Below are 20,920 nucleotides of genomic sequence, written 5' to 3' on the forward strand. Positions count from 1 at the left end.
TGTCAGGCCCAAACCTTCCACGGAGCGTTGCCGGAGTCCCAGAGCGACTGGAGCAGCCTGCGATCACGGACAGTGTCCATGCACTGCCAGAAGCCGCCGTGCCGGTAGGCCATCAGCTGACCGTCCTTGGCCAGCTCCTCCAACGGCTCCTTCTCGAACTGGGTGAGGTCGCCTTCGATGTAGTCGAAGATTCCGGGCTCGAGGACGAAGAAGGCACCGTTGATCCAGCCTTCGCCAGTCTGCGGCTTCTCCGAGAACTCCGTGATCCGGCTGTCGTCGTCGATCTCGAGGTGGCCGAACCGGGCGGGCGGGCGCACCGCCGTCAGGGTCGCCAGCTTGCCGTGCGCGCGGTGGAAGTCGAGCAGCGCGTGGAGGTCGATGTCGGACACACCATCGCCCCAGGTGAGCATGAATGTGCCCTCGGTGCCGATCCACCGCTGGAGCCGCTTGATGCGGCCGCCGGTGTTCGTATCCTGGCCGGTCTCGACCAGGCTGATGCTCCAGTCCTCGCGGTGGCCGTCGGCCTCGTGTTGGTACACGGTCCCGTCTCGGAGCGACACGGTCAGGTCGCTGGCGAGCGACGCGTAGTCCACGAGCCATCGCTTGATGTATTCGCCACGGTATCCGAGCGCGACGGCGAAATCGGTGAGACCGAAGTGCGCATAGTACTTCATGATGTGCCACATGATCGGCTGATTACCGATCTCCACCATCGGCTTGGGTTTGATGGTGGTCTCCTCGGCGAGCCTGCTGCCAAGTCCTCCGGCCAGGATTCCGATTTTCATGTCCCCCCTCACGACCCGGCGCTACCGAGGCACCGGGAGTACGACCACACAGCACGATCGCACGCCCGGTGGCTCGACAGACCGAATATGACTGAAAACCTTGGTGAATCTGTCAGACGTCATCTCGAAACATCGCCGTGACCTATACCGCGACGGTGTCGGAAGTAAGATCACGACTACTCCGGTCGGCCGGGCCCGACGCGCCATGGTGGCCAGCCGACGAGGGTGACATGGACAAGGTGGTCATGTGCCGGAGGCGGGCGGCCACGACACGATCCCGTTCGAACATTGGCACGATCCCCTATGTGTCTCAAGTAAGGGTCGAACAGCTATGGCGTAGATCACGTGGGCCGCGGCACGGGACTGCCTTCGGGCCGCTACCAGCCCTTTCGGCCGATACGCTAAGTCACACGGTGTCGACGTCACGACGCCGACAGACCACTGCGCGGCTTCTTGGTGACCGTGGCTCGAATCTCGCCAGCCATGTGCCGCCAGTAGGGCCGAGCCCAGTGGCGCGCGAGGGCGTCCAGACAGCGCCCCTGCTCGGCGAGACCCAGCTCGGCCTTCCGGACCGACGCCGCTATCTGGATGGTCATCTGCGTGAACGGCAGCGACTTGCGCTTGCGCAGCGCCGGGTCGAACCAGGCCGCACGGTCCTGGTAGTCAGGGTTCGCGTTCACCGAGTTGTCCTCGTGGAAACGCCGGTGGAACAATCGCTCTGGCACCTCCAGGAAGCGGCCACGCAACGCCATCTCCGCGAGAAGGACCACGTCCGACCCGACGAACCGGTCGATCAGTCTGGTCTCGCGCAGCACCTCCATCCGCATCACACCGAACACGGCGTGATACTCGGTGCGGGTCGCGAGGAAATGCGCCAGCCGTTCGTGCGGGGTCGGCTCCCGGAGGTCCATCCCGTCCTCGAATTCGCCCACGACCTGATCGTCCTTGTCGATGACCAGGGTCTTGGGGTAGGCGAGTACGGCTTCGGGGCCGAACTCCTCCAGCGCGGTCACGCATCTGGACACGTAGGTCGGCGCGCACCGGTCGTCATGGGCCGTCCATTTGAAGTACTCGCCTTGGGCGGCGTCGAAGGCGCGGTTGTAGTTCCAGGCGGCACCGCGGTTCTCCGGCGACCGCAGGTAGGTCACCCGGTTGTCGCGCTCGGCCGCCTCGCGGCAGATGCTCTCCGTGGCGTCCGTGCTGCCGTTGTCAGCGAGCAGGAGCTGCATGTTCGGGTAGTCCTGGGCGATCAGCGACTCCAGCGACCGCGCGAGGTAGTTCTCGCCGTTGAAGACCGGCAAGGCGACCGTCACGAGTGGGGCACGTCCCGTGACCGGCCTCAGGCCGTCGCCGCCCAACGACTTCGCCAGCGGACTGGCTGGATTCTGGTCTGGCGTCGCCGCCATGGTCATGTCGAGGTCCCTCCCCCGAGACGCGGCGTCCTCAGCCGCTCCTGGGCAACGCCTGGCTGGCTTGTCAAGCCGTCGGCGCGTTCGCGCGTCCGGCGCCGGCGAAACGCCGGAGATCTTGCAATGCGGGCGGGCGGACCAGCACCATCAGGCCGACATAGCAGATCGCGCCCACCGCGACGGACAACGACAGGTTGGCGACGGCCAGCACCCCGGCCCGCCCGACGCAGTACTGGACGCCGGCCACCAGCGCCGACATGACCAGGGTGGCCCACAGGTACGGCCAGAGCGTCCGGACCAACTCGGACTGCCGTGCGCCGATCAGCCGGAACGGGATCGCGAACCCGGGGGACAGGAGCAGCAGGATGACGATCCCATAGGCCGCCGCGACGCCGTTCACCCCCCATGGCAGGCCCGCGAAATAGCTACCGAGCATCAGCAGGCCGGAGAAGATTCCCCAGCGCAGCAGGAGGTCGGTCCGGCCTTGGCTCTGGTAGATGACCCCGACGCTGAAGCTCACCGACTGGATGCCGCCGATCGGCGCCAGGATCTGGATCAGGCCTACCAGCGTTCCCCACTTGTCGCCGAGCACGACGTGGACCAGATTGTTCGCGACGACGGCCAGCAGCGCCATCGCCGGGAAACAAATCAGAGCACTGACCGCGCAGGCTCGGAAGTAGATGCGACGAACCTCCGGATGATCGTCCTTGATGCGCGAGAGCCCCGCGAACATGACTTCCTGTAGCGCCGTCAGAACGGAGGTGACAGGATACATCAGCACGCGCTGCGCGAGGCCGTAAAAGCCGAGCGGGCCAGCTCCGAGGAATCGGCCGACGATGATCTTGTCGCCGTTCAACAGAAAGAAGTTGAAGATGTTGAAGGCGCTGAGGTTCGCGCTGAAGCCGAGGAGCTGGCGGATGTCCGCGAAGGAGAAGTGGATGCTGGGCCGCCAGGACGACGTGAACCAGACGATCAGCGTGATCACGGCATAGCCGGCCACGTTGCCGACGACCAGTGACCACACTCCCGCACCCAGGATGCCGAGCGTGATCGAGCAGACGGCGCTGAAGAGCGTGCCGATGATGTTCGCGGCGGCCACGGCGCCGAACTTGAGGTCGCGGCGCAGCAGCCACTGCTGGAGGTCGCCGGCACTGAGCATGAACAGGCTCAGACCGATCACCTGGAGGACCGGAGTCAGGGCCGAGTCGCCATAGGCCAACGACAGCAGCGGTGCGACCAGGGCAAGCACACCGGTCAGGCCGAGCCCCAACCCGAGGTTCAGAAAGAAGACGCTGCTGAGCAGATTCTGGTCGGACTCCTGCCGCTGGACCACCGCCATGCCAGTGCCAAAACCACGCACGATCTCCAGGAATGCCAGGACGACCAGCGCCATCGTCATCAGGCCGAACGCCCTGGGCTCCAGGATGCGCGCCATCGCGATCTGGACGACCAGCCGGATGATCTGCACGCCGATCTGGTTGAGCGACATCCAGCGAATCCCGTGCACCATCGAGCCGTGAGCGGGTGTCCCGTCGCGCGGTGCCGTCCGCGCCGCGCCGCCAGGTGCCGCCGGCGGCTCGGTGAGATCGACGAGACCATCGAGCCGTTCCTCGCTCCACCGGTCCCGGACCATCGCGGGTGCGTTGACGAAACGAGCATTGCTTGGGCGCAAGGTGTCCGACGAGTCGTAGCCATCGACCCGCATGAGATCCGCCGGATCAAGAAAGGTCTCGGGCGCGTCGGCGGGGAAGGCGGGGATCGCGGGGATCGTCTCCCCGGTAGGGGACGATCCAGAGGCGGCCGGAAGCGCCGCGGGCGGCCGGCCACCCGGGTTGGAGTGAGTACGGTGCCGACGCTCACGCGTCGGCTCAGCCCGAGTCACGGTTGATCACCTGGCACGGACCGAACGGATCGCGAGCAGCGACCAGACGGGTGGTGCGCGGGTGTCCTCCACACCTCGCCATCGCGGTTCAAGAGTCAGCCACCCTGCCGACGGACATGCGCGCTGCCCCCGGCGGGGGTGCTCCGATACTCATCCGTCGATCCTCCGACCGTGCCACGCGTCCCCGTCCCCCTTGGCTCCGTCAGGAGAGGAATGACCTCCGCCCGGACATCGAGCTTGTCAAGAAACGCCCGTACCTCGTCCAGGTACAGCGCGTTGGGCAGCAGTACCCGATCGATGTCCATGCCGGCGATCTCTTCGGGCGCGAGCACCCGATGTCCAGTACCGGGGATGAACGTTCCCTGCTTGTTCGGGTTCAGGTCGACGACTCCCGCGACCGCCGCCCCGGCGCCGACGACGTTGAGGAAGTTCACCCCCTTGGCACCGGCACCCCAGACCAGGACCCGCCCCGAGGTCAGATCGGGCTGGGCCTGTGCATCCGCGCCCGTGTGCCGCGCCTTGGTATCCATACCCGCCGTTGGGCCGCGGCCAGGCGTCGCCTCGCCGGCGAACTCCTTTGTCCAGCGGCCGACCACGTCGCGATAGCGGCTTCCGAAACGGCGCCCGCTCGCGACGTAGTCACCGACCGTACCCATCACATCACCCGGCGCGAGAGTGCCCGGCGCGATGTCCCGAGAGGCCCGCGCCGTTCTCGCCTCGACCCACAGGAACTGGTCACCGAACGCGGTGCCGGTACCCGTGACGTCGAACCCGGCCGCGGTGATGACGGCGGCCAGTCCGGCAGGCGAGAAGTACGTGACGTGCGGGTAGATGTAGTCCCAGGCCCCGGCCTCGCTAAGCATGAAGCCGCCGTTGGGCACCTCGAGGTACATCGACGCGTCCCGCTCACCGAGCGCGTCCCGTATGTTGCGCAGGAACGCGAGCGGGTTCTCGATGTGCTCGAGAACATGCCGGCAGACGACGAAATCTCCGGGCAGGTCGCTGTAGCGCGGACCGTAGTAGTCGACGATGAAGGCGACGTCAGCGTCCTCGGCCCGGTCGGGCCCCACATAGGTGGGGTCGTATCCCGTTCCGGACGAGCCGGCGAGCCGGCAGAGTTCCCGAAGGAAGTCGCCCTTGCCCGAGCCGATCTCGACGATCGAGCGTGCGGCGAGACCGTGCGTGTCGACGAGGCGACGCGCCAGGGCGGCTGAGAAGGCGCGGAAGGTACCCGAGTAGTGCAACGAGTTGTCGTAGTGGCCGTCGTACTCGAGCAGGTCGGGGTCGAAGGCGACGTTCACGACCGTCCCGCAGACGCCGCACAGGTGCAGGTCAAGCGAGCGTCGGACCGCTCCTAGCGCATCTTCCTCGGTCGAGCAGAGCACCCCGATGATCACCGGAGTGCGGTCCACGACGATCAGCGGCTCAAGTGCAGGGGCCTGACAGGCGGGACAGGTCTGCCGCATGTCAGAAATCCCGCGCCGGGTTGGCCACGTGGTGGTGCGCCGACGACGTGCCAGGCCTGGCTGGCGACGTCTCAGCCAGGACAGGGACGTCCGGTCTCGCCAGACTGGACACCACGGCAAGGCCTCCGGAGTAGGTGTGGGCCGGTATCGGTCGGCCTGTTCGCTGGGACGCGTTCGTCATGGTGCCAGGGCACGCCGGCCGTCGTTTCTGTCGGCCGGGCAACCTTGTCGCCGGAACCAGGCGCTTACCAGTTCCTGGCCCAAGGCCAGCGAGGAGAAGTTCGTCGAGCCGTGGGATGCCGCGCGCCGGTCGCAACCGCTGGCATCTCGGTCGCGCCCCCTCAGGCCTGCGCGACGGTGACAGCGCAGAGTAGCCGGTCGTAGACCTGGACGTACTCGCGAGCGGAATGTCGCCACGAGAGCTCGTTTTCGATGCGCTTCTGCCCGGTCAGGCCCAGCTCCTCGCGCTTCCCTGGATCGTCGATGAGCTCACCCAGCGCGTCCGCGAACGACTTCGGGTCGTCAGTGGCCGCATATATGGCGGCCCCGGCGGCGCTGACCCGCGTCTCGGTGAGGTCATAGGCGACGACTGGCAGGCCGAACGCCATGTACTCGAGCGTCTTGTTCATGGTGGAGACCTCGTTCAGCGGGCTGCGCGGGTCCGGGGAGAGGCCGACGTCCGCCGACGACAGATAATCCTTGATCATCTGATCATCGGCTCGACCGGTGAACTCGACCCAGTCGTCCAGGTCCAGCCGGCTCACCTGCTCCTTCAGGAGAGCCAGGCAGTCACCGAAGCCCATGAGCACGAAGTGGCAGTCGGCGCGACCCAGCACGTGAACGTAGTAGTCGATCGCCTCCACCAGCCCGTCGACACCGTCCTGCGGACCCATGACACCCAGGTAGGCGGCCATGTGCGCACGCCCACGGCGAAGCTCCGGGCGGGGAGGCACGGGATGCAGCTTGGCCGGGTCGGGGCCGCTGCGGACGATCGTGACATCCTCGGGGTCACGCTGCCCGCGGGTCAGCGCGATCTGCCGGTAGGACTCGTTCGTAACCACCACGTGGTCAGCGAACCGCTGGTTGCCGCGCTCCAGCAACAACAGCAGTCGGTGCAGCAGGTCACCATCCCGTTGGAAACGGGACCGGTAGACCTCGGGGCACAGGTCGTGGTGGTCGAAGACAAACTTCTTACCGAACGGCTTGTAGAACAACGCGAGCGCCCAGTATGTGTCCGGCGGGTTACACGCCTGGATCACATCGAAGCCGGTTCGCCACGCGACCATGAACGACAGAAGAAATGTGCGCAGCCAACAGTAGCCAAACTCGAGGACGTAGCTCAGCACACCCGCCGTCTGGGGCGCTCCTCGATACGTCCAGATGTGGACCCCGTCGGCGACCTGATGCCTGCGCTCGCCAGGGCCCCGTGGACAGATGACCGAGACTACGTAGCCGGCCTTGACCAGCGACTGAGCCTCCTGCCAGACCCGCCGGTCAATACGAACCGGCAGGTTCTGGACCACGATGAGCACTCGTCGCCCGCGCCGCCGGCCACCGGCACCGAGGCTGGTCACGCCCGCGCGTTCCGCGTCGAGCGTCGAATCCAGCGTGCCGGCCGAATGGCCGTTCAGCGAGTAGGCGGTCGACGGCGCGTCGATGGATGACACGAGTCCGACCTCTTCTTGCCCCACCATTCCCCCCCCAGGTGGTATGGGAGTCGCCCGCCGGCTGTCCAGCCGACGTTCACCCTTCACAAACAGGCGCGACTCCCGGGCGAAACAAATTTGTGACCCCTGCGGCGCACAGTGTCGACGACGGACCGAGGCAATACGCAACCACTCCGACGCCGGACCCGCTTGATCCCCGCTGGGAATGCTACCGCAACCGTCCGGGGCGGCAAGTGGCTTCCCTAATTCCCGCAGCGAGTGAACTGCAAAGTAACCGCGGCGTAACCGTCAGGCCCGCCCCAGGCCCGACGGCCGAGCCTCCTCGTCGTGCCACGCCTCGACCACCGGTGATCCCCACGGACAGGGTCCGACCTGCGCACTGTCTCTCGGCGACGCTTCGGAGCCGCCCCGACAGCCATGGATCCAAACGACGAGCCAACGCCAGGCGTGACGGTGGCAACGAGCCCGGACGCACAGTGCGTCGACGCTGGCGATAATTGGAAGATAACCGGATATAGGGGACCACATATCACCAGGGATGCATCGGGTGACCTCCGCCACAATGCCCAGTAGTCATGTCGTCCAGCCACACGACAGCCGGGTGCGCCGGATGTTCGGCGACCCCTTGGACGCCGCGGTTGCCGCCCACCGGCGGTCGCGAACGATCTCGTCCTATCGGCGTAGTCCGGTATGGCGTATTGCCGCCCAGTCGGCCGCGGCTGGTTCGGCAACCACGGACGCCAGCCGTCCCGATCTACCACCGGCGCACACGCCAGGTGACGACCACACCTGGAGAGCTCGCGACGACCGCACCTTTCACGTGTCCGTAGGGCCCGGCTACCAGACACCCCGCCACCATTGACCATGGATTGATCTACTCAACAACCGTTGGGATGACATAGCTATTCGCCCCCACGGCGCCACTGCTCGGTCGCGCAGGCGGGCTCGCGGTGGCACTGCGCAAGCAGCCGAACCCTGGCGGCGCGGAAGCGCGACGACCATTCAAGCAGGGGCCTTCGGCCACGCGGAATGGGTCTTGTGGCCCGCCGCCGCGAAACGATCCCGGTCGCCGTCGAAGACTGGTTTGCCCGTCCCGGCGAGGGCCGGGCTGTATCCCGGGGCGCGACGTCCGGATAGTCGCCCTGAGCGACGCCAGGAGATCCCGCCGAAGATCGTGATCGTAAGAACGAAGATCGTGACCGTAAGGGCCGGGATCAGTGTCCATATATCTACCGGGCGTCGTGGGAGCCGACCGGCGCGAGCGCTCTGTGGCCGCGGTTCCTGTGTCAGGCCGCGGTCCAGCGCGTCCAGGTGTCGCGGGCGCGGGCGGCATCGAGCACGGTGAGTCGACGGGCTGGTTACGGCGTCACGATCGTTCGGTGGGAGGTCGCTCTTGGCCAGGTCGCGGCGGCGTAACCGACGGCCGCCGCGGATGAGCCGGGCCGCGGGCCGCTCGACCCCGGCCCGGTACCGGCGGTAGGTCCACTGGAGGTCCGGATCGGTGACCGCTCGGGCATAGCGGAGCAGTGCGTCGTCTCGGCGGACGGTAGCGATCCGTCCGGCCCTTCAGGGCAAGGCCGCATGGGGAGGCCGGCAGAACCCGCCTGACCGTGCCGCCCAGTCGCCCCAGTCTCCCGAGTCGGCCGATCGGAGGTCGCTGGGTTCGCGCAACTACCGCGCCGATGCTGGGGCATTTCCTGCTAAGTCCTTGTGTCGCCCCGTCAGCTGGGTCGCCAGGCCACGTGCTCGATTGAACCGGGCAACATCCAACAATGAACCGGGCAACATCCACCAGCGTCGACGCGTTTCCCTCGCGAAGCCGATCCATTTGCAGTCCGACCACGTAGAGTATTGGTTCGATCACCCAGGGCGACTATGTGATGTGAATCCGACTGGCTGGCTCCACAGCGACATCCGGTGATCCGTAACGTACAGTAACGACTGAAGCGGAGAGGGGAGAGAGCCTCGCCTTGACTCTCCCGTGCAGCACCTGCGCCGCCGCCCCCCAGCGTCACTCGGAGGACCGGCGGCCGAGACGGCGGTCCAAGACCCTGGCACACGCCGCCCTCCACCCAGGCCTGCGCGTTTCCGCTCTCGGCGGAACGCCGTGACGGAATCATGCCTGCTCCGCCACGGTTGTCGTAGACATCGAGGTAGACGTCTGAGCCCATCGGGGCGCGACAGCGATGTCGGCCCCGTCCGCGACGAGGTGGACGGGTTCTGACGGGTAGGTTTCTGTTCGATGCGTGAGGACATGCCTCGGCGGAGCTAGCATGCGGATACCGGCTGTCGTGTGGTCGGTCGCAGCTCGAAGGAGCGCACATGTTCGAGAGATTCACCGACCGGGCACGTCGGGTCGTCGTCCTGGCTCAAGAAGAGGCCAGGATGCTCAACCACAACTACATCGGCACCGAGCACATCCTCCTCGGCCTGATCCACGAGGGTGAGGGTGTCGCGGCGAAGGCGCTGGAGTCGCTGGGGATCTCGCTCGAGGGTGTGCGGTCGCAGGTTGAAGAGATCATCGGCCAGGGCCAGCAGGCCCCCAGCGGTCACATCCCGTTCACCCCGCGCGCGAAGAAGGTCCTCGAGCTGTCCCTGCGCGAGGCGCTGCAGCTCGGTCACAACTACATCGGCACCGAGCACATCCTCCTCGGCCTGATCCGCGAGGGTGAGGGCGTTGCCGCCCAGGTGCTGGTGAAGCTCGGCGCCGACCTCAACCGGGTCCGCCAGCAGGTCATCCAGCTCCTGTCCGGCTACCAGGGCAAGGGCGAACCGGCTACGGCCGGCGGCCCGTCCGAGGGCACGCCGTCGACGTCGCTGGTGCTCGACCAGTTCGGCCGCAACCTGACCGCGGCCGCCCGCGAGTCCAAGCTCGACCCGGTCATCGGGCGCGAGAAGGAGATCGAGCGGGTCATGCAGGTGCTGTCCCGCCGGACCAAGAACAACCCGGTCCTGATCGGCGAGCCCGGTGTCGGCAAGACCGCGGTCGTCGAGGGCCTGGCGCAGGCGATCGTCAAGGGCGAGGTGCCCGAGACGCTCAAGGACAAGCAGCTGTACACGCTCGACCTGGGCGCGCTGGTCGCCGGCTCGCGCTACCGCGGTGACTTCGAGGAGCGGCTTAAGAAGGTCCTCAAGGAGATCCGCACCCGCGGCGACATCATCCTGTTCATCGACGAGCTGCACACGCTCGTCGGCGCGGGTGCCGCCGAGGGCGCGATCGACGCCGCGTCGATCCTCAAGCCGATGCTGGCTCGTGGTGAGCTGCAGACCATCGGCGCGACGACGCTGGACGAGTACCGCAAGCACCTGGAGAAGGACGCGGCGCTGGAGCGCCGGTTCCAGCCGATCCAGGTCGCGGAGCCGTCGGTGGCGCACACCATCGAGATCCTCAAGGGCCTGCGCGACCGGTACGAGGCGCACCACCGTGTCTCGATCACCGACGCCGCCCTGGTCGCCGCCGCGTCGCTGGCCGACCGGTACATCTCGGACCGCTTCCTGCCGGACAAGGCGATCGACCTGATCGACGAGGCCGGCTCCCGGATGCGCATCCGCCGGATGACCGCGCCGCCGGACCTGCGCGAGTTCGACGAGCGGATCGCCAACGTCCGCCGCGACAAGGAGTCCGCGATCGACGCGCAGGACTTCGAGAAGGCGGCGTCGCTGCGCGACAAGGAGAAGACCCTCCTCGCGGAGAAGGCGAAGCGCGAGAAGGAGTGGAAGGCCGGCGACATGGACGTCGTCGCCGAGGTGGGCGACGAGGAGATCGCCGAGGTGCTCGCCATCTGGACGGGCATCCCGGTCTTCAAGCTCACCGAGGAGGAGACGGCCCGCCTCCTGCGCATGGAGGACGAGCTGCACAAGCGGGTCATCGGCCAGCAGCAGGCCATCAAGGCCGTCTCCCAGGCGATCCGACGTACCCGCGCCGGCCTGAAGGACCCGAAGCGCCCCGGCGGCTCGTTCATCTTCGCCGGCCCGTCCGGTGTCGGTAAGACCGAGCTGTCCAAGACGCTGGCGGAGTTCCTCTTCGGCGACGAGGACGCCCTCATCCAGCTCGACATGTCCGAGTACATGGAGAAGCACACCGTCTCGCGACTGGTGGGCTCCCCGCCCGGCTATGTCGGTTACGAGGAGGGTGGCCAGCTCACCGAGCGGGTGCGGCGCAAGCCGTTCTCGGTGGTGCTGTTCGACGAGGTCGAGAAGGCGCACCCGGACGTCTTCAACACGCTCCTGCAGATCCTGGAGGACGGTCGCCTGACCGACTCCCAGGGCCGGGTGGTCGACTTCAAGAACACCGTCCTGATCATGACGTCGAACCTGGGCACCCGCGACATCTCCAAGGGCCCGGGCATCGGCTTCGCCACCGGTCAGGGCGCGGTCGACTACGAGCGGATGAAGGCGAGGGTCCAGGACGAGCTCAAGCAGCACTTCCGGCCGGAGTTCCTCAACCGCATCGACGACATCATCGTCTTCCACCAGCTGAGCAGGGACGAGATCATCCAGATCGTCGACCTCATGCTGGCCCGGGTGGACTCGCAGCTGAAGAACAAGGACATGGCGCTGGAGCTGACTCCGGCCGCCAAGGCCCTGCTCGCCATCCGCGGGTACGACCCGGTGCTGGGCGCCCGGCCGCTGCGCCGGACGATCCAGCGGGAGATCGAGGACGTCCTCTCCGAGAAGATCCTGTACGGGACGCTCAAGCCCGGCGAGATCGTCATCGGGGACGCCGAGGGCGAGGGCGAGGACGCGAAGTTCATCTTCCGCGGTGAGACCAAGCCCAGCTCGGTCCCCGACACCCCGCCGATCGACCTGGCGAAGTCCAACGAATAGGGCGGTCGGCTCAGGGTCGCTAGCGCGACCATCGCCGCTCCGCCGCCGGCGCGGAGCGCCGGCCAACGTGGTTCCGGGCTGGCGTACTAAGCCGGGCCGACTCTGGAGCCGGGGCGGTGTGGTGGCTGGGTTGGCGCTGGCTGCCGGCTGGACTGGTGGCGAGCTGCCGTCTGCGTCGGCGGCGAGTAGGGGCGAGTAAGTAGGGGCGGGAGGGCGGTCACGGACTCCGTGACCGCCCTCTGGCATGTCAGGAGAAGAGCACCAGGTTGAGAACGGGGGGCGAACGGCCGTGACGCGGCGGGTGGCGGACGGCGGCGGGGTTCATCTGACGTTCGGGGTGGACCCGGCCACGTCGATGGTCGTGTCCTGGCTTACGGACGGACCGGTATCCCGGCCGATGGCACGGTTCGCGCCGGTCGACCCGGACGCGGCCGAGGCGGGCGAGGCGTATGCGACGACCAGGACCTACCGGGACGCCGCCCGCCGAAGGATCCACGTCCAGCACGCGACGCTGGTAGGGCTGCGGCCGGGCGTCCGCTACCGCTACGAGATCTTCCCTCCGCTTGGCGGCGAGGAGCCGTCCACCGGCGAGTTCCGCACGGCTCCGCGCGCGGGCGGCACGAGCGGCACGACCGGCGCGCGCGAGGGCGCGAACGGGGCCAGCGTGGCCGGCGCGACCTTCACGTTCACCTGCTTCGGTGACCACGGCACGGACCAGGAGGACGACCCCTACGGCAGTCCGGCCTCCGGGGCGGTCGTCGCCGCGGTCGACATGCTGGCTCCGCTGTTCCACCTCGCCCTCGGTGACCTGTCGTACGCGAGCCTGCGGCGCGACCCGTCCCAGGTCTGGGCGGACTGGTTCCGGATGGTCGCCCCCTCGGCCAGCCGCCGGCCGTGGATGCCGGTCGCCGGGAACCACGAGAGCGAGCGTGAGCTCGGCCGGTTCGGGCTCGACCCGTACCAGGCCTACTTCCAGCTGCCGGACAACGGCGCCGGCGGCGACTTCCGCGAACTCTGGTACACCTTCGCCGTCGGCCGCGTCCGCTTCGTCGTGCTCTTCGGCGAGGACGCCTGCTACCAGGAGCATGGGCTGGTCTACCTGCGCGGGTTCAGCGAAGGCCGGCAGACGGCCTGGCTGGAGCGGACCCTGCGCGCGGCCCGCGCCGACCCCGAGATTGACTGGGTGATCGTCGCGATACACCAGGTGGCGGTGTCCACCGCCGCTTACCACAATGGCGGCGATCTTGGTCTGCGCGAGGAGTGGCTGCCGCTGTTCGACCGTTACGAGGTCGATCTGGTCCTCTGCGGCCATGAGCACCACTACGAGCGGACCCACCCGGTCCGCGGCGTCATACCAGGATCGCCGGTGCTGACGCCGCGCCCGGTCGTACCCGCGAACGCCACCGCCGCGTCCACCGGCGCGGCGGTGTCGCCCACGGCGCCCACGGTGCCAATGGCGGCGATGGCGGCGATGGCGGCGAGAACGGCGGCCTCACCCGGACTGGCGCTCGCCGACGAGGCCGTCGACACGACCACCGGAACCGTGCACATCATCATCGGCACCGGCGGCTCGTCGTCGCCGAGCACGGGCGCGCTGTTCGACCCGCCGGCCGGCCGGGTGGTCGTCCGGCCGGAGCCGCCGGACCCGCCGGCCGCACCCGTCCGCCGCCGATTCGGGAAGAGCCCCGTCAGCCGCCGGCGCACCATCCACGTGACGGAGGGGGCGCCGTGGCTCGCCGCGCGCTCCACCGACCACCCGTACGCCTTCGCCGCCCTCCACGTCGACCCTGGCCTCCCCGGTGGGACGACGACCATCCGGCTCACCGTCCACGACTCGCTCGCGCCGGACGAGCCGCCGTTCGACGAGGTGCTCTTCACCCGCCCCCGCCGCGACGGCGCCCCGGCCTGACCGGGGCCCCGCCGGTTCCGCCCGCCCCGCCGGTTAGGCCGGCCCCGCCGGTTCGACCGGTTCGGCTGGTTCCGGGTGGGCGAACAGCCTGAACAGCGCGACCAGCGCCGGAAGGATCACGAGCATCCCTGCGGCGATCGCGACAAGCAGGGCACGCAGGTTCGCCTCCGGCGCCGCGGCACCGTCGACCGTCGCCTGACCCACCACGATGTCCGGGTACTGTGCGACCGCCCAGCCCCACAGCACGGCGGCGGCCGCGAGCCCGGCGGCGAGCCGCGCCGCCGTGAACCGCCGCCGCCACACCAGCGCCAGCGCCCCGAGCCCGCCGACGGCTGATGCCGCTACGAGCGGTACCGACCGGGCGGCGAACCGGTCCGCGACGATCGGCGCGTCCGACCAGAGCAGCGGCAGCAGGGCGGCCGCGAGCGCGCCGGCCACCACCGCCGAGGCCAGGGCGCGGCGCCGCAGGCCGGCGACGAGGTGGGTGGTCTCCGGCCGCGCCGCCGCGTCCCGGCACAGGTAAACCGCGGCGAGGAAGGCCGTGACCGCGACCGTGAACAGCCCACAGACCACGCCGAAGGCGCCCGTCAGCGGGGCGAACGGAGCGCCACCGTCGAGGTCGCCGGTGGCCAGTGCCGCGCCCGCGACACCGAGCGAGAACGGCGTGAGCACGGACGCGGCGGCGAACACCCTGCCCCACCAGTGGTCCGGGCCCGCCGCCCCGCCGCCGTAGGCGCGGTAGACGTAGGCGGCGCCGCGCAGCACGATCCCCAGGAGCGCACCCACCAGCGGAACCTCCAGCGTGGACCCGACCACGCCGAACGCGGCCGGGAACCCGCTGAACAGGGCGACGATCACGAAGATCAGCCAGACGTGGTTGGCCTCCCAGACCGGGCCGAGGGAGCCGGCGATGAGCGCCCGCTGATCCCTGGCGTCCCGGCCGTGGGCCAGCAGGTCCCAGAGGCCGCCGCCGAAGTCCGCGCCGGCGAGCAGGGCGTACGCGGTCAGGCCGACGACCATGACGACGACGAGCAGGTCCGCCGCGCTCATCGTCCCGCCCCGTTGTTCCGCGCGGCCTGGCCGGCCTGGACAGCCGGGGCAGCCGGGGCAGCCGGGGCAGCCGGGACGACGGCGGCGACGGCCGGCGCCTCGGCGGCGGGGTCCTCGTCGCCGGGGCGCTCGGAGTCCTCCGGGCAGTCGGGATCCGGACGATCGGGATCGGGTGGGTACGGCTCGGTCGGCGGCCCTTCGGTCGGGGTCCGCGGCTCGTAGCCGGGGCCCCCGGTGGCCATCCGGCGCAGGATGAGCACGAGCGCGGCCGCGAGGCCCAGGTACAGCGCGAGCGTGCCGCCGAAGATCCAGCCGATCCCGCCGGTGGTGGTGACCGCGTCGGCCACCCGCATCCGGCCCTGGACGATCCAGGGCTGCCTGCCGCCCTCGGTGACCTCCCAGCCGGCGAGCATCGCGAGCACCGACGCCGGCCCGCTCGCCACCGCCGCGAGCAGCCACGGTCGGCCGGTGGGGAGAAGGGGCCGCCGCCCGCGCCGTCGCCGGCGCAGCGCCACCCCACCGACCAGCGCCGACAGCGCGATCAGCGCTGTGCCGAGCCCGACCATGGTGTCGAACGCGAGATGCACGATCGTGGCGTTCGGCCGCTCGTCCGCCGGTACCGCGTCCAGCCCGGTGACGACGTGGTCGGGATCGAACCCCTCCAGCAGCGACAGTCCGTCCGGAATGTCGATGCCGTAGCGGACCTCGCCGGTCTTCGGGTCGTACAGCCCGCCGATCGTGAGCGGCGCGTGGTCGCGGGTGTCGTGCAGGCCCTCCATCGCGGCCAGCTTGACCGGCTGGCGCGCGCCGACGACCCGGCCCGCCCAGTCGCCGACGACCAGCTGCAGCGGGGCGCAGACCAGCACGACGACGAGGCCCACCCGCAGGCCCCGGAGGTGGTAGGTGTCGCGGCGGCCGCGCAGCATTCCGACGGCGTAGATCCCCGCGACCACCCCGCCGGTGCACATCAGCGCGGCGAGCAGCATGTGCGCGACCTGCGGCGGCGCGGACGGGCTGCGCAGCGGCGCCAGCGGCTCGGCCGCGATGACCCTGCCGTCCGCCGTCTCCACCACCCCGTCCGGCACGTTCATCCAGGCGTTCGCGGTGATGATGAACAGCGTCGACAGCGTCCCGGCGATCGCGATCGGCCAGAGCGTCAGCCAGTGCGCCCGGGGCGAGAGGCGCTTCCAGCCGTAGAGGTACATCCCAAGGAAGATCGCCTCGGCGAAGAACGCGAAGCCCTCGAGGGTGAACGAGAGCCCGAGGGCGCCGCCGTAGCGGGCCATGAACGCCGGCCAGAGCAGCCCGAACTCGAACGAGAGCACGGTGCCGGAGACGGCGCCGACGGCGAAGAGCACGGCGAACGCCCGCGACCACTTCTTCGTCAGGGCGAGCCACGTCTCGTCACCGGTCCGCAGCCACCTGCCCTCGGTGTACAGCAACAGCCACGGGATACCGACGCCGAAGACGGCGAAGCAGATGTGGAACGCGAGGCTGAAGGCGGTCTGCCCGCGCGCGAGCGCGAGCGAGCCGGCAGCCTGGGACTCGGCGATCCGGGCGGCAGCCTCGGTGATCGCCGGTGAGCCGAGGACCATCAGCGGTCCCTTCCGAGCCGGCGGTGCCCTGACGTCCGAGCCGCGGGCGGGGCCGGCGCCATGGCGGCCGTCTGCCCCGCCTGACCGGGACAGCGGGCCGTCCCGGTTGTGTCCTGGCCGGCGTCGATGGTGACCGACTCTAGGTTCTACGCAACGTAGAAACTTCTACAAGTCGTAGAATAATCGCGGGCGCGGCTCCCGCCACCGCCCGAGGCGGGGAACACGACGAGATGCCCCACACATCACGGACGCGCCCCGAGGACGGATCACGACAGACCGGCGGTGCCGAGATCGACGGCCGTCCGGAGCCGGCGGCCGCCATGCCCGCCGCGACGGCCGGTCCGGAGACGACGAGGCCCGGCCGGGGCGGACACCTGACGGTGTCGCCCCGGCCGGGCCTCGTGGGTGGAGCGGCGGCCTCGTGAGCTGGCGGGCCGCGCGGTGTCTAGCGCGGCGTCGGCTCGGGCACCAGGTCGGCGACGACGACCGTGGTGTCGTCCCTGGCGCCGGCGAGCAGCGCCGCCTCGACGAGCGCGTCGGCGGCGCGCTCGGGCGGATCACTGGCGAGCTGGTGGAGCAGGCCGTACAGCTGCTCTGGCTTCATCACCTTGGTCATGCCGTCGCTGGAGAGCACCACCCGGTCGCCCGCCTGGACCTCCACCTGGAACAGGTCCATCTCGACCTCGTCCGCCAGGCCGATCGCGTTGAGCAGCGGGCCCCCCGTGATGGCGTGCGGGGTGGTGAGCTGACGTGGCTCGCCCCTGCCCGGCTGCAGCCAGACGGTGCTGTCGCCGACGTGCGCGACGGTGAGGGTGCGCCCGGTCGTCTCCTGCCGGCCGAGCACGACGACGTCGAGGGTGCAGGCCATGCCCCGCCAGGACGGCTCGGACTTGGGGCGCTCCCGCACCACCCGGTTCGCGCGCTCCACGGCCGCGCGCAGCCCCTCGCGGGGGTCGGCGGCGTACTGCGGCCGGAAGCCCGCGACCGTGGTGACAGCGAGCGTGGAGGCGATCTGCCCGGCCGCCTCGCCGCCCACACCGTCGGAGACGGCGAGCAGGCCGTCGACGACCACGAAGGCGTCCTCGTTCGGGCCGCCGCGCTTGCCACGCCGCGTCCGCCCGGCGGCGGACAGCCGCAACGGCGGCGCGCTGAAATGCTCAGGTTCGTCGGCGACGTACGGCCCGGGGGTCGTGACGGGCACGGCGGGCGGGGCCCCCGGGGGCGCCGGAGCCGGTGGGACGGGAGAGGCCGCGGCGGGCGCGGGCGGTCCCGCCGACGGCACGGTCGGCGCGTCCGGCGCGGGCTGTTGCCTGGGCGGCTCAGGTACCGGCAACTGGCTCGCGGAGGGCTGGACGGTCCACGCCGCCTCGTCGGCCGCCCAGGTGGTGTCCACGACATCCCTCCCGGGCGCCGAGCCCCCACCGGCCGGCCCGGCCTGGGCCGCCCCGGGATGCGGCGGCCCGCTGGGTGGCGGAGCCCAGCCGGTGGCCTCCGGGTCCCGGTCGTCGTCCGGCCAGCCGCCGTCGCCGGTGGGAACCTGCGTCGTCACGTCATCACTCCAGGCATGGTCGACGCGGCGCGCGTCAAGGTCAGGGGCAGGTCCCGGGCCAGCGGGATCAGCCGGCCCAGCCGGGCCGCCGGCCGCCGCCGGCTTGCCTTCGGCCGCGCTCGCCCGTGCTCCGGCGCGGCCGTCGGCGGGCGCGGCCGGCCCGAAGCCAGGTACGAGGTTCGCCGCGTCCGAGGAGTAGCCGTCACCCGCGGCGGACCGGCGCGTGCCGCTGGCTCCGCCACGGCCGCCAGGGTGGTCCCGGCTGCGGCCGGCCCGACGGCCGCGCGGGCGGTCGTCCCGCCCGGGCTCGACGGTGGGTGGCCGCAGACCACCCGGGCCGTAGTGCGTCCGGCCCGAGCGGCTGGACAGCACGACGAAAACCGTGGCGCCCACGACGAGCACGACGATCAGCATGATCGGTAGCAGTGAGCTCTTCATGGCCTCCGTACCCCACCACCGCGCCGTCGATCAAGCCGACCTGACGCGGACCGCCATTCGGCGAAACTGATCGTGCCGGTCATGCTGCCAGATCGCGGGCATGCCCGACCGCCGGTATCTGTCCCGTTGGTCCTAACAAAGACGCCAGACCATGGCCCCGAGGGAAAGTGTCGGAACACCGACACCGGCTTGGTCATCTAGCCATCTTCCACCTGAACCGCCCGCGCGCATGACAACCCCCGCGTATTGGCGGGCCCGTCACCCTTTCGCGGTGCTCGAAGAGCGGTCTCAGGCCAAAGGCGCTTCCCAGGAGATCGGGCTGGCGCCGATCCGCGGATCTCCGTCCGGAGCCCGGGGTTTCGCCGGCCGGAGGCAGCCCCGGATACCCAGGGGCCGCCCGCGGCGACAAGGACGAGGCCTCGCGCGCGCCCGAAGGCCCGCACATATCGGCGCGCACGTTTTGTCAGTACGCACGTTTGTCAGTGCACGCGCTGGTCGGCAGGGCAGTCCAGGGCGCTGGCCTTGGTGAGGCCGTCGACGGACAGGCGCGCCGACAGCCGCACCGGTCCCGGGGACTCGGCAAGGATCCCGGTCCAGTCGCCGGCGGCGCGGAACACGCAGACGTTGCCCTCCGTGATCGACCAGAGCGAGGTGAAATGCACCAGGACAGTCGCCACGCCCGGCGACTGGAAGTCGACCGCGACGGAGCTGACGCCAAGCTCGGTCAGCGTGGCCGGCCCCCGCACCAGCCCGCTCGAGTCGGTGACGATCCAGACCTTCCAGTTGTCGTCCTGCCAGGCGAGGTCGAGGTAGGGCAGGCCGGAGCGCAGCAGCTTGGCCTCGGCCTGCCCCGACGCGTCGAGCGGCACATTCGGCAGCGCCACGTAGGTGACGCCCCGGGTCAGCAGCCAGTCGTGGTACGTGCTGGCCGTCAGTGTCCCGTCGTAGAAGAGCGCGTTGTCCTTCGTGTCCAGCTGCCGCAGCCAGCCGCGGGCCATCTCGGCGTGCGGCGCGACGTAGCGGGCCTCCCAGTGGGCCTTGGTGAACGGGATCTCGACCCGGCCGGCCGGGACCAGGCCGTCATCACGATCGAGATACGTGAGCAGCCCGGTGTAGTAGCCGGGGGAGGCGGATGGGTCGCCCTGGGTTATCAACGCGCCGTGTACCGGCCCGATCGACCAGCCGATCAGCGGTATCGCGACGACCAGCAGAACCCGCGGCCGGCGGGCGAGCAGCACGGCGGCCATCGGTCCGGCGAGCAGCGTCGCCGGACGGGTGATGTTGCCGCCGACGGACGAGGGCACAAAGAAGAACACCGTCGCCGACGCCGCCCACAGCAGCAGGCCGCGGCGCACGGCCCGCTCGCGGCGCGGCACCACCAGCAGGCCGCCGCCGATCAACGCCAGCAGGCAGAGATAGGTGAGCGCGGGAAAGGGCTGGACGCCCTCCTCGGGAAAGACCAGCGACACCACGAGGCCGCTGACCGCCCCCACCATCGGCAGGATCCGCCGCCACGGCAGGCTGCCGACCAGCGCCGCGGCCACCAGCAGCACGAACGCGCCGGCCAGCGGCGAGGACAGCGACGCGCCAATCGCCCCCACCCAGGCGACCCAGGCGCGCCGCTCCCGCACGCCCACCAGCGCGAGCGCGCCGAACGCCATCCCCAGCGCGAAGGCGCCGCGGCCGACGACGAGGTTCGCGACGGTCACGGCGGCGAACCAGAGGACCGCGAGGTCGTGGTGGCCGCGGCGGCGGCGCGGCCCGCGCAGCAGCCGCGCCACCAGCACCGTCGACGCGACACAGGACAGCGCCCCGAGCAGCCGCGTCCCGAACAGCGCTCCGAGCGGCGGGAACAGCACGCTGTAGCCGAGCACCGTGTGCCCGCCGTACCACTGGTTGTCCCAGAGCCGCGCGCCGCCGTGCTCGAACAGCCAGACCCGGTACTCCTGCGCCGGCGTGTCCGGCCCGGTGAGGCCGAGGCCCAGCGTCAGCGCGCACAGCGCGGCGGTCAGCAGCCAGGGCCGCGCCCGCACCGCCCGGCCGACGAACAGCCCGGACCGGACCACCGCTCGCCGGACGGCCCCCCAGCCGCCGGGGCGTCCGTAAGGGGGCCGGAACGCCCCGGGCGGCGTGGGCACCGATGATGGAAGCCCGGCCAGCGCCCCGACGGCGCCCGCGGCCGGGGCCGCCGGGGCCGGGGCCGCCGCCTCCAGAGCCGCGGCCGCCAGGATCCCGGCATCCGGGGCCCCGACGGCCGGGAGGCTGGCATCAACGAGTGAGGAGGTCGGCGGGAGTGACGGAGCCGGATCATCGCCAGGTGCGGCATGGCTTGGCCCCTGGTCC

At 70.2% G+C, this 20,920-nt stretch carries 11 protein-coding genes; 2 read left to right on the plus strand and 9 right to left on the minus strand.

What is annotated here, in order from left to right:
- Positions 1–2 precede the first annotated feature (2 nt).
- From rfbF to BCD48_RS43820, 5 genes are all read right to left on the minus strand, one after another.
- Complete coding sequence (gene rfbF / locus BCD48_RS43800; protein ID WP_071054601.1) at positions 3–785, minus strand: glucose-1-phosphate cytidylyltransferase; 783 nt, start codon at positions 783–785, stop codon at positions 3–5.
- A gap of 422 nt (positions 786–1,207) precedes the next feature.
- Positions 1,208–2,197 (minus strand): glycosyltransferase family 2 protein, encoded by a 990-nt coding sequence (locus tag BCD48_RS43805; RefSeq protein WP_241842455.1) that lies wholly within the window; start codon positions 2,195–2,197, stop codon positions 1,208–1,210.
- Positions 2,198–2,261: 64 nt separating this feature from the next.
- Positions 2,262–4,076, minus strand: coding sequence for a lipopolysaccharide biosynthesis protein (locus BCD48_RS43810; protein ID WP_241842456.1), 1,815 nt, complete (start codon positions 4,074–4,076; stop codon positions 2,262–2,264).
- A gap of 95 nt (positions 4,077–4,171) precedes the next feature.
- Positions 4,172–5,542 carry a class I SAM-dependent methyltransferase gene (locus tag BCD48_RS43815; RefSeq protein WP_083420128.1) on the minus strand — a complete coding sequence of 457 codons (1,371 nt, stop codon included), beginning with the start codon at positions 5,540–5,542 and terminating at the stop codon, positions 4,172–4,174.
- Between the two features lie 341 nt (positions 5,543–5,883).
- Positions 5,884–7,209: a glycosyltransferase family 4 protein gene (locus BCD48_RS43820; protein ID WP_241842457.1), complete on the minus strand. Its 1,326-nt coding sequence runs from the start codon at positions 7,207–7,209 to the stop codon at positions 5,884–5,886.
- Between the two features lie 2,322 nt (positions 7,210–9,531).
- On the opposite strand from BCD48_RS43820, the gene BCD48_RS43825 reads away from it, so the two are divergent.
- Positions 9,532–12,036: an ATP-dependent Clp protease ATP-binding subunit gene (locus BCD48_RS43825; RefSeq protein WP_071054606.1), complete on the plus strand. Its 2,505-nt coding sequence runs from the start codon at positions 9,532–9,534 to the stop codon at positions 12,034–12,036.
- Positions 12,037–12,325: 289 nt separating this feature from the next.
- Positions 12,326–13,945, plus strand: a complete 1,620-nt coding sequence (locus tag BCD48_RS43830) for a purple acid phosphatase family protein (protein WP_071054608.1) — start codon at positions 12,326–12,328, stop codon at positions 13,943–13,945.
- A gap of 33 nt (positions 13,946–13,978) precedes the next feature.
- Here BCD48_RS43830 and BCD48_RS43835 read toward each other — a convergent pair whose 3' ends face one another.
- From BCD48_RS43835 to BCD48_RS43855, 4 genes are all read right to left on the minus strand, one after another.
- On the minus strand, positions 13,979–14,995 hold the full coding sequence (locus BCD48_RS43835) for a cytochrome d ubiquinol oxidase subunit II (RefSeq protein WP_071054610.1): 1,017 nt from the start codon (positions 14,993–14,995) through the stop codon (positions 13,979–13,981).
- Positions 14,992–16,590, minus strand: coding sequence for a cytochrome ubiquinol oxidase subunit I (locus BCD48_RS43840; RefSeq protein ID WP_083420130.1), 1,599 nt, complete (start codon positions 16,588–16,590; stop codon positions 14,992–14,994). The genes BCD48_RS43835 and BCD48_RS43840 overlap by 4 nt, the downstream gene beginning before the upstream one ends.
- Before the next feature lie 445 nt (positions 16,591–17,035).
- Complete coding sequence (locus tag BCD48_RS43850) at positions 17,036–18,577, minus strand: PP2C family protein-serine/threonine phosphatase (protein ID WP_071054615.1); 1,542 nt, start codon at positions 18,575–18,577, stop codon at positions 17,036–17,038.
- 479 nt (positions 18,578–19,056) lie between these two features.
- Complete coding sequence (locus BCD48_RS43855) at positions 19,057–20,715, minus strand: hypothetical protein (protein WP_491677210.1); 1,659 nt, start codon at positions 20,713–20,715, stop codon at positions 19,057–19,059.
- Between the last annotated feature and the right edge of the window lie 205 nt (positions 20,716–20,920).

Source organism: Pseudofrankia coriaricola (genome assembly GCF_001854805.1).
Taxonomy (GTDB): domain Bacteria; phylum Actinomycetota; class Actinomycetes; order Frankiales; family Frankiaceae; genus Pseudofrankia.

Excerpts from the sequence above, each read along its gene's own strand:
- BCD48_RS43840 (WP_083420130.1), bottom strand. The coding sequence starts at position 16,590 with ATGGTCCTCGGCTCACCGGCGATCACCGAGGCTGCCGCCCGGATCGCC.
- BCD48_RS43850 (WP_071054615.1), bottom strand. The coding sequence starts at position 18,577 with ATGAAGAGCTCACTGCTACCGATCATGCTGATCGTCGTGCTCGTCGTG.
- rfbF (WP_071054601.1), bottom strand. The coding sequence starts at position 785 with ATGAAAATCGGAATCCTGGCCGGAGGACTTGGCAGCAGGCTCGCCGAG.
- BCD48_RS43815 (WP_083420128.1), bottom strand. The coding sequence starts at position 5,542 with ATGCGGCAGACCTGTCCCGCCTGTCAGGCCCCTGCACTTGAGCCGCTG.
- BCD48_RS43825 (WP_071054606.1), top strand. The coding sequence starts at position 9,532 with ATGTTCGAGAGATTCACCGACCGGGCACGTCGGGTCGTCGTCCTGGCT.
- BCD48_RS43835 (WP_071054610.1), bottom strand. The coding sequence starts at position 14,995 with ATGAGCGCGGCGGACCTGCTCGTCGTCGTCATGGTCGTCGGCCTGACC.
- BCD48_RS43805 (WP_241842455.1), bottom strand. The coding sequence starts at position 2,197 with ATGACCATGGCGGCGACGCCAGACCAGAATCCAGCCAGTCCGCTGGCG.